This is a genomic window from Flavobacterium sp. GSP27 (assembly GCF_003970395.1).
Lineage (GTDB): Bacteria > Bacteroidota > Bacteroidia > Flavobacteriales > Flavobacteriaceae > Flavobacterium.
This window is the reverse complement of record NZ_RYDP01000009.1, coordinates 24,550-34,832: the sequence shown is the minus strand read 5'-3', so window position 1 is coordinate 34,832 and position 10,283 is coordinate 24,550. Positions and strand designations below refer to the sequence as shown.

Annotated in this window: 8 protein-coding genes; all 8 read right to left on the bottom strand. The window is 36.1% G+C overall.

Features of this window, described 5'->3' with window-relative positions; genetic code table 11:
- Nucleotides 1–22: 22 nt before the first annotated feature.
- Nucleotides 23–604, bottom strand: coding sequence for a Holliday junction branch migration protein RuvA (gene ruvA, locus EKM05_RS09290; RefSeq protein WP_126458479.1), 582 nt, complete (start codon nt 602–604; stop codon nt 23–25).
- A 101-nt stretch (nt 605–705) separates the two neighbouring features.
- Nucleotides 706–2,982 carry an NADP-dependent malic enzyme gene (locus tag EKM05_RS09285; RefSeq protein ID WP_126554769.1) on the bottom strand — a complete coding sequence of 759 codons (2,277 nt, stop codon included), beginning with the start codon at nt 2,980–2,982 and terminating at the stop codon, nt 706–708.
- A gap of 158 nt (nt 2,983–3,140) precedes the next feature.
- Nucleotides 3,141–3,566, bottom strand: a complete 426-nt coding sequence (locus EKM05_RS09280; RefSeq protein ID WP_126458474.1) for a CBS domain-containing protein — start codon at nt 3,564–3,566, stop codon at nt 3,141–3,143.
- A 72-nt stretch (nt 3,567–3,638) separates the two neighbouring features.
- Nucleotides 3,639–5,504 carry a trehalase family glycosidase gene (locus EKM05_RS09275; RefSeq protein WP_126554767.1) on the bottom strand — a complete coding sequence of 622 codons (1,866 nt, stop codon included), beginning with the start codon at nt 5,502–5,504 and terminating at the stop codon, nt 3,639–3,641.
- Nucleotides 5,501–6,715: a sugar MFS transporter gene (locus tag EKM05_RS09270; protein WP_126454187.1), complete on the bottom strand. Its 1,215-nt coding sequence runs from the start codon at nt 6,713–6,715 to the stop codon at nt 5,501–5,503. Before EKM05_RS09270 ends, EKM05_RS09275 begins: the two co-directional genes overlap by 4 nt.
- A 39-nt stretch (nt 6,716–6,754) precedes the next feature.
- A complete protein-coding gene (locus tag EKM05_RS09265; protein ID WP_126554764.1) occupies nt 6,755–7,693 on the bottom strand; it encodes a carbohydrate kinase family protein in 939 nt (312 codons plus the stop codon).
- Nucleotides 7,694–8,890 (bottom strand): glycoside hydrolase 100 family protein, encoded by a 1,197-nt coding sequence (locus EKM05_RS09260; protein WP_231507383.1) that lies wholly within the window; start codon nt 8,888–8,890, stop codon nt 7,694–7,696.
- On the bottom strand, nt 8,874–10,175 hold the full coding sequence (locus EKM05_RS09255; RefSeq protein WP_126458464.1) for an MFS transporter: 1,302 nt from the start codon (nt 10,173–10,175) through the stop codon (nt 8,874–8,876). The genes EKM05_RS09260 and EKM05_RS09255 overlap by 17 nt, the downstream gene beginning before the upstream one ends.
- Between the last annotated feature and the right edge of the window lie 108 nt (nt 10,176–10,283).

Below are 10,283 nucleotides of genomic sequence, written 5' to 3'. Positions count from 1 at the left end.
CTCGTGTTTCTTGAATCCCTTTTTATAGATTTTTCAATGCTTTTTTGATGATTGTTTCCACTGTGGCGTCCGGATCTTCTTTAACAATTTTTTCTATAATTTTTTCCGAAGTTTTTCGTACAAAACCTAAAACTTCCAAAGCTGATAACGCTTCATCTCGATTTGTATTGTTCTGTGACATAGAAACTTCATCTAAGTCGTATAATTTTAATACTTTCTCTTTTAGATCCAGTATGACTCTTTGTGCTGTTTTACTTCCAATTCCTTTTATAGACTGAACAGTAATTACATCCGCAGTCGCAATTGCTTGTATGATTTGTTTAGGATCTAGCGAGGAAAGCATTGTTCTTGCTATGCTCGCTCCTATTCCTGAAACGGACAATAACATTTTGAATATTTCTCTTTCTGACTTTTCCATAAAACCAAAAAGTGTATGCGCATCTTCTTTTATCTGAAGATACGTATACACTTTTATAAAATCTGTACTAGGAAGTAACGAATAAGTATGTAAGGAAATATTTACGTGGTAACCTACGCCACCACAATCAATAATTATGTGAGTGGGTGATTTCTCAACTAGTTTCCCTTGTAAGTGTGCTATCATGAATTAACAATATGTTAACAAATATAACAAAATTAGCATACTATTTTAGTAAATTCATTAATTTAACTTTGTTAGCTTCTTGACGCTTTTCTGAATTTAATTTATTTTTTCTTTTGTTTTTCCTGAGCATCAATCACAGCAATAGCTGCCATGTTTACCATTTCCTCAACACTGGCTCCCAATTGAAATATGTGAACAGGTTTTCCCATCCCTAACATGATTGGCCCAATAGAATCTACTTTATTTAGTTCTTTCAACAGTTTATAGGTGATATTAGCCGATTCCAAATTGGGGAAAATAAGGGTGTTTACTTTTTTGCCTGCCAATTTAGAAAACGGAAATTTCTCTTTCAGCATTTCTGGATTAAGGGCAAAATCAGCCTGAAGTTCTCCATCAATAATCATTTCCGGATGATTTTCATGCAAATAAGCAACCGCTTGTCTTACTTTAGTGGCACTTTCATTTGAGGAAGATCCAAAATTAGAATAGGAAATCATGGCAATGACTGGCTCTACTCCAAACATTCTGGCGGTTTTAGCTGTCATAACTGCAATTTTTGCCAAATCATCTGCTGATGGATTAATATTTATAGCCGTATCAGATAAAAACATTGGTCCACGAGCCGTCATCATCATATTAGTTGTAGCCACCAGCGAAGCCCCAGGTGCTTTCTCGATAAGCTGTAAAATAGGTTTTACCACCGTAGGATAGCTTCTGGAATATCCTGTTACCAATGCATCAGCTTCGCCTTCATTGACCATCATAGCCGCAAAATAATTTCTTTCGCGCATCAGCTTCTGAGCATCTAATAATGAGATTCCTCGTCTTTGTCTGGAGGTCCAGTATGTCGTGGCAAACTTATTTCTTCGACCTTCTTCTTCAGTGATTTTCGGATCAATAATTTCAACATCGGCATCAAAGCCAATTTCTGCTTTCAATTCTAAAATAATTTCTTTATTCCCCAATAAAACTGGAAAACCTATTCCTTCTTCCAATACTATCTGGGCTGCTTTCAAAACATCTAAGTGATCTGCTTCGGCAAAAACGATTTTTTTAGGATCCATTTTAGCTCTATTGGTAATCAATCGAACCATTTTATTATCATTCCCTAAACGCTCTAAAAGTTCCTCTTCATACTTGACCCAATCCGTTATAGGATTCAATGCAACCCCAGAATCCATTGCTGCTTTAGCTACCGCCGGAGCAACAACTATAATCAATCTTGGGTCAAAAGGAGAAGGTATAATATAATCCCGTCCAAATGTTAACTTTTTAGCCCCGTAAGCGATATTCACTTGTTCAGGAACGGACTCTTTCGCTAAAGCTGCCAGCGCTTTGACTGCAGCCATTTTCATGGCTTCATTTATTTTGGTCGCACGCACGTCTAAGGCACCCCTAAAAATATAAGGAAATCCAAGAACATTATTCACTTGATTAGGATAATCAGACCTTCCAGTAGCCATAATCACATCTTTTCGAGTTGCAATGGCTAAATTATAATCAATCTCCGGATCTGGATTTGCCATAGCGAAAACGATAGGATTTACAGCCATTCCCTGTAACATTTTAGGGGTCATAATATCTCCTGATGACAACCCTAAAAAGACATCAGCACCAACTAAAGCTTCTTCAAGACTGATAGGTAAAATGTCTTTGGCATATTTTAATTGTAAATCAGACAATTTCGGATTGTCTTTGGTCAACAATCCTTTGCTGTTATACATTAGGATATTTTCTAGTTTTACACCCAGTAAAATATATAAATTTGCACAAGCAAGAGCGGCTGAACCTGCTCCTGAAACTACCAATTTTACATCTTCTACATTTTTGCCGGCCAGCTCAAGGGCATTTAGCAATGCTGCCGAAGAAATGATGGCTGTACCATGCTGATCATCGTGCATCACGGGTATATTAAGCTCTTCTACAAGCCGTCTTTCTATTTCGAAAGATTCCGGTGCTTTGATATCTTCCAGATTAATGCCCCCAAAAGTTGGCGCTATGTTCTTTACCGTCTGGATGAATTCTTCTATATCTTTTGTCCCAATTTCAATATCAAATACGTCGATATTGGCGAAAATTTTAAACAACAACCCTTTTCCTTCCATTACTGGTTTTGACGCTTCCGGACCAATGTCTCCCAATCCTAAAACTGCAGTTCCATTAGTAATCACTGCAACTAAATTTCCTTTTGCAGTATATTTATAAACATTGTTTACGTCTTTAGCAATTTCTAAACACGGCTCAGCTACACCAGGAGAATAGGCCAAAGATAAATCTCTTTGTGTTGCATATTTCTTGGTGGGAACTACTTGAATTTTACCAGGAGTCGGCTTTGCGTGGTATAATAATGCTTCTCTTCTTTTGCTATTCTTTTCCATTGTTTTTAGATTTTATTCTAGCGCGTAAAGATAGGGGTCTAGATTTAAAAAGAGAGGACTTTTCTCCCATTCTTTTGCATAAAAAGGTCTGATTTGATTCCAAAAAAAAAGCTACACGTAATGCAGCTTTAAATAATTATTATTTTTTTGAATCTTTTTTATTGGGTAATGTAGGAGTTTAAATGTTGAATAGTCTCTTTTTGGATCTCGATTATAGCCTTTACCACATCACTTATTGAGATAATTCCAATTACAATTTCATTTTCCAAAACGGGCAGGTGACGCACTCTTTTGGCACTCATCAACTCCATGCAGTACTCCAAATTATCCGATGGACTTACTGTAACCACATCCGTCTCCATGATTTCATAAACAAAGGCTTTCTTTGAAGATTTTGCTTTCAGAACAATTTTCCGAGCATAATCTCTTTCAGACAGCACACCTTTCAAAATCGTATCTTCAATAATAAGAATTGCTCCGATGTTTTTTTCACTCATCACTGACAATGCTTCGTAAACAGTGTTAGTGGAAAGTATGGAATACACTTCCTTCCCTTTAGTACTTAAAATTTGATTAACTGTCATAATTGATTCATTTAGTGAATCATAAAGTTAAAAAAAATATGCATTCAAACAACAAAAACTTTTTTTTAAGCTCTAAAATATAGCATCAGGAGAAACCAACGCTCCTAATTTAGCTTTTAATTCTTCATTCAAAATTTGTAATCCATATTGATAGGACGCATTCACCCAGCCAAAACCTTCCTTTGCGATGTAATCAAATTCAGTCCCTACATTACCATATTCGGCAAAAACTTTATGGGAACTGATTTCCAAATCAAATTTTTCCGGGATTGTTCCATTATAATCCACTGCATTTCTAGTAATCAACCACAACCATCGGTACACCATTTCTTGTGCTTTATCTAGATAATTATAGTTAATCAATCCTTCCCACAGCAACATTTGGTGCGGCGCCCAACCAAAAGGATAATCCCATTGTCGTTGCGGCACCTCTTTTGAAGCATTAGCAATACTAGCCTTAGTGCTTCCTGTAATTCCACCTGTTTTCACAAATTGCGGCAAAGCAATTTCCACTAATTTTTTGGCCTGATTTTCATCACATAACCCAGCCCACAAAGGAAAAAATGTTGTCGCCGCTTCAAACGGGAACTGCTTATGGCTCACAAAATCATAATCAAAATACATACCTGCGTCCTCGTTCCAGCACAATTCATTCATTTTATCTTTACGGGAAAGTGCTTTTTGCTCCCATTCTTCTGAAGTGTAAAGGATCTCGCCACTTTGAAAAGCATTACTAAAATATTCTTTTATCAAGTAAGCGACATCTTTTTCATATTTGTAAAGAAAACTATTGACATCTACTGAATTCAAATTAGTACACGTATTTATCAGGCGGTTTGTTGTATCATGCCCGCTTTCTCTCATGCTTCGATCATGAACAAAATAAATGTCCAGTTCGTCATCAACAAGCGTTCGCTGTAAATATTGTTTTTCAAATTCTCGAATAGGTAAATTGTATTTTTTAGCATACGGCTCTAAAACATCATCAAAATGCCCCGGTTCTACTTCAAATGGCATTCCAATTCCATCGGCTTTATACCTGTTTAAACCTGTTGGGGTCAAGCGATTTCCTTGCACCATCCAAACTGTATTGTATTCCAAAATGACCGTTTCCAAATGACTTCTTAACCAGTCTACACTTGGTGTTTTCTTTTTTGCAATTTCAATTAGCAACGAAGAATACAAAGGCGGTTGTGTTCTGGTCAAATAATAACTTCTATTCGCATTCAGAATTTTACCATACTGTATAATTTGGTATTTAAAATTTTCAGCAATTGCGATTGCTTTGTCTAATTGACCATCTATTAACAAGCCAACACCAATAAAATAGCTGTCCCAACCATACATTTCGTTGAATCTTCCACCAGGAACAACAAAAGGCACACCTTGCAGACTGTATATTTTTTGTTCCAAAGCCAAAGCCAGAATTCCTGGTTTTTCATTTAAAGTTTCCACATATTCCACCGAATAATTCTCAGGCAGAATTTCAACTTTAAAATTTGGCAATTCTTTTTCTAATTCTTGAAAATAAGCAACTCCCGTTTTGTCTTTGGCAGCAACATAAAGTGTTGCCACATCACTGGACGTTTTTTCATCTTCAATAATTTGTTTCAACCCTTTTTTATCAATGGTACGAGTCAGTTCCTCCCAATAATCATCCTTGATTTTTCTTGAAATTCGGTGAACTGGATTCTCTTGAATGCGACTCAAATCGACTTCACCCAATACTGAATTCGCTTCCTTAAGCTGCGCTAATTCCTGTAATAAATTGGACAAATGATATGTACCTATAATAGCCACTTCCTGTTTGGTGTTTTCGTCAACCAAAACAAATTTTTTAGGCCCATTGTCGTCTTTCGTGATTTTTTTATCCTGATCTGTATCCTCTTGAAGCAATAGTTCCTGGAATACTTTGTCTATGTTAAGTATGAATTTCATTGTTTAGCGGTAAGTTTTTTTAAAATAAAGAAAGAAACAAGCAGTAATGACATTGGAATTAAAGTGTAATAAAAGGCATTTTCCGGCCCTTCATTTTTAAACAAATAACCTATAACTCTTGATCCCAAAGTGCCACCAAGTGCCGAGAAAACCACAATTAAACCGGTCATAGAACTGTGTAATTTTTTTGGCAAGGCACTTAAAACTACTGAATTTAAAAGCGGATAAATCGGTGCAATAAAAAGTCCTACTAACGGAAATGCAAATCCTATCAAAGGAATATCGCTTAATGAATTGATTTCTTTGACATTCAATCCAACTGTTTTAGGGAGTACAAAAATCACAATGAGCATAGCTGCTACAATACAAAAACTGAGTACCCAAATCCAATTGACCCTTTTAGTAATTACCCCAGCAACAAGTCGGCCTACAGCCAATGAAATAGCCAAAATACTCGCCATCATGATACTGATATTCTCTGGAAGATGCAACACCTTATTATTGAAAGTAGGCAACCAAGACATAATTCCCTGCTCAATCATTACAAATAGGAATGCGCTGATTACAAAAACGATGGTTAACAGTTTTGCAAATAATTTGAACATTTGTTTGAAGTCATCAGCTAGATCAACGCCCGGAATTTCAATTTTATTTTCGAATTTAGTAAAAAATAAAAAACCAAAAGATAATAACGAAATACCGGCCAATAACCAATACACGTTCAACCAAGCATCTGGATTCGCATCTGAATTAAAAGCCGGAAACAAGAAATATGCTAATGCAATCCCTATCATAAACACGCCTTCAATGCTACTCATTAAACTATTGTGTTCGTGTTGATTGGTTGTTATGGTTCCAATAAGTGAATACACCGATACTTTTATCAATGCAAAAGAAACGCCCACGGTAGCAAAAAGCAATTTGGCCGTTCCAAAAGAATTTCCATAATACATACTGACGCAAGCTGCTGAAACCAAAGCCAAACCAATAAGCATAGCTTTCTTATATCCAATTCTGGGTAAAAACGAAGCGATTAAAAACGAAACTATAGCAATGGGCAAATCCTTGTATGCTTCCAGAACACTGGCTTGAAATTCATCTACACCATAATTTTTTTGCGCCTTTAATATCACAATTCCCACGCTGTTCAGCAGAATTGCAAATACAAAGTAGTTGAGATACATGGCTAATTTTATAGTGCTTTTTTTCATGTTTTACCTATTATAACAATTAATTTTTATTCAAAGACATTACAAATCGGAATTTAAATATTCCTGAATATCTATTCCTTCTGGCAATCTGCCTACATTCTGAAGTTTCAATACTGCCAGTTTCTGTGCAATAGTTATTGTTTCTTCAAAGTTTTTATTCAACAATTGTGCGTATAAAAAACCCGTCCAGAAAGCGTCTCCTGCTCCTGTGGTGTCTTTAATATCTTCTACCGGCAATGCTTTTTGATGAAACCTTCCATAGTCAATATTAGACAATACTACGCCATCTTTCCCTTTTGTCAAACAAATCGTTGAAGCACCCAAGCTATGAAAATAATCAAAAATAAAATTTTCGGTTTTTTCTTCCGCAAAAAGACGGTAACAGTCATCTTCGCTTAATTTTACCAAAGGATTTGTTGACAAATAATCCTTTAAAACCTCACTTGCCTCTTCCCGATCAGGCCAAATTCTCTCCGAAAAATTAATATCAATACTCGTTTGTAATCCTAATGCTTTCGCTCGTTTGGCACTTTCCACAATAGTGGTCCGAGCTGGATTTTTGCTTAAAGCAAAACAAGTCGTATGGAAAATTTTAGCACTTTCCAGTAAATCATTCGGTATTTGACTTTGCTCAATCTGACAATCTGCTTCTCTGTACGGAATAAAATCCGGCGTACTTGTCGATTTTGAAACAAATATTACAGACGTCGGATGACTTTCTGATATTCTAATTTGTGACGTAATGACATGATTTGCTTTTAACTTTCGAACAATATATTCGCCTAAACCATCTTCTCCACAGGTGGCCACTAATACTGATTTCAGACCCAAACGCGCAGCATTTACGGCCAAATTTGTTGGCGAACCGCCCAGAAAACGATGGTAATCTTTGGTTCTATTTATAGACGTATTCATTTCATGACCAATAAAATCAATCAAAACTTCGCCTGCACATAATATGTCTATTGACTTTTTCACTTAAACTAAAAATTTAAAATTTGTATGTACACTTTGGTGCAACAGCACCGTTGCTGCGCCACTCCAAGCGCAAAAAGGAACGCCGTTTGGCTCTTTGGTTTCGCTATTAAAATTTTCGTAGAAACTAAAATTTTCAATAGCGTTGGCTTCATTTATAGCCGTTAAAAGCGCCTCTGCTTCCTTATTATTTCCTTTCGAAAGCAAAGCCAGACCATAAAAGCCATTGACCATGGACCAACTTCCACCGTTATGAAACTCATTAGGGTAATTTCTGAACTCGTATTTGCAATTGTTTTTAAGCAAATTCCAGTCTAAATCAGTTTCTTGTATTGGTGGCCAAAAAGCAGGTAACAACTGCAATTTCATTTCGTTTTTGAGTGCAATTGAATATTCTAAAATTGAATTTTGAAAATCTTCGGAACCAATGTTTAAGTACAAAGCCAACGAATTTGCAAAAGCATCAAACTGTGTTTTGTAACCAGCCGGTGAAAAAGAACACGGCATGTATTTTTGGAAGTTCAATTCATTATATGCACGTTCGTGGTATTTTTCACCAACTGAATTTGGAGTGAAATTAATTTCTAGTTGCGCTGTTATTGTTTCAATTTTTACGGTAATATCCTCGTCATGTGCAAAATGATTGTAACTTTTTAAGGCCCAAATTCGGAGTAATTGATCGTACAAAACATAGCCGTCCGTAATATATTCATCCGCCCAATTTCCTGATAATGGCACATACAAAAGGCCTTTATTGTTAAATTCCCAGGATTCCAGGAGCGCAAAACACTTTTCAATTTCAGTATCGTATTTTGCTACAAAAGTAATGTCCTTTGTATAATACGCATATTGGCAGATCCCAATTACAAACCAAGTCACGGCGTCGACTCTTCCTGCCAATCCGCCATAACTAACCTCAACTTGCTCGCCAATTGTCATCACGTTAGACGGAATAGTGCCATTTTGATGTTGATTACTAGCTAATGTTTCTAATGTGTTACGGAATGTTTCGATCAATTTTTTATCTCCCGAGGCCAAAGCCGCCAATCCACAAATCACTCCATCTCGGGCCCAGACCCTTTTATAGTTGGAAATATTTTGAGCACTGGCTAGAAATCCTTCAGAAGAAGACACTTTCTCAAGCAACTCCATTGCTTTTGTATAATTCAAATCACTGTTCATATTATTGTCTTGAAACATTTTTACTTTTAATCAAAAGAGTGCAAAAAGCACCGATTAGCATCAGAACACCAGCAAAAGTAATGGCTTGGCGAGCATCATTGTCTAAGAAATTCTTTAAAATATAACCAAAAGAGAGATTTTGGATAATCATTGGAATAACAATCATCATATTAATAATACCCATGTACACTCCATAGCGCTCTTTTGGAATAACAGCAACGACCATCAAATATGGTATTCCCATCATACTGGCCCAAGCAATTCCGTAACCAATAATTACTGCAAAAAATATGTATTGATTTTGCACCATTGGAAACCATAAAAAAGAAACGGCTCCAAATAAAAGACAGACAAAATGAATCATTTTTGCACCGTATTTTTTAGCTAATATTGCCAAATAAAAGGCAATTGAAAAAGTAACTATAAATCCAAAAGCACCAATTAATCCGTTCCATTCTACCGCTTTTTCATAGCCCATTGCATTCCTCGGTGTTACATTCCATACGGACAAAGCAATACTTTTCGAATTATTTTGCCAATAGCACATCATGGCATACCATTGAAACAAATACACCAGAAACAGTTGCCACATGACCGTTGGCATTTCTAAAACTGCTTTATAAATATCGATAAAAGGCGAAAAAATATTTAGAGGTTCTGCTTTTAAGATAGCTAATTCTTCTGCTGTTGGCGGGATTTCTGTAGTTTTACCCATACTCCACCAAATGGAAGTTACTGAAAGAATTGCTCCTAAAAAAAAGGAGGCATAAATCCACGTTGGTAGCGATCCTGTATATCCTACAAAAATAATTGGAAACAGAAAAAGTGAAATATAAGCCAGAAACTGTCCGAAACCAGTAAAAAAACTTTGCGCCTGGAAACCTGTTGGTTGTTGTTCTTCATCCAGCGTATCCGCAATAAAAGCCCGATACGGTTCCATAGCAGTATTGTTACCAACATCCAGAATCCAAAGCAAACCTGCAGCCATCCATAAGGAACTGCTAAATGGGAATAGAAATAAGGCGATACTACAAATTATGGCTCCGATAAAAAAGTACGGTTTGCGCCTTCCCCACCTTGGATGCCACGTTTTATCACTCATTGCGCCAATAATGGGTTGAATCAATAAGCCCGTTAAGGGTCCGGCAAGATTTAAAATAGGAATTTGATCCGGACTTGCATGTAAAAAATCATAAATAGGATTTACGGCACTTTGTTGCAAGCCGAAACTGTATTGTATGCCGAAAAAACCAACATTCATATTGATTATCTGCCAAAATTTTAATTTTACTTTAAAGCTCATTTTGGTTGGTTGATTTATTAATTTTATCTAAAAATAATTTTAATATTGCCAATTAAAAACAGATTAAAAACAAAAACGTTTTCGGAAGACCCGAAAACGTTTTCGATT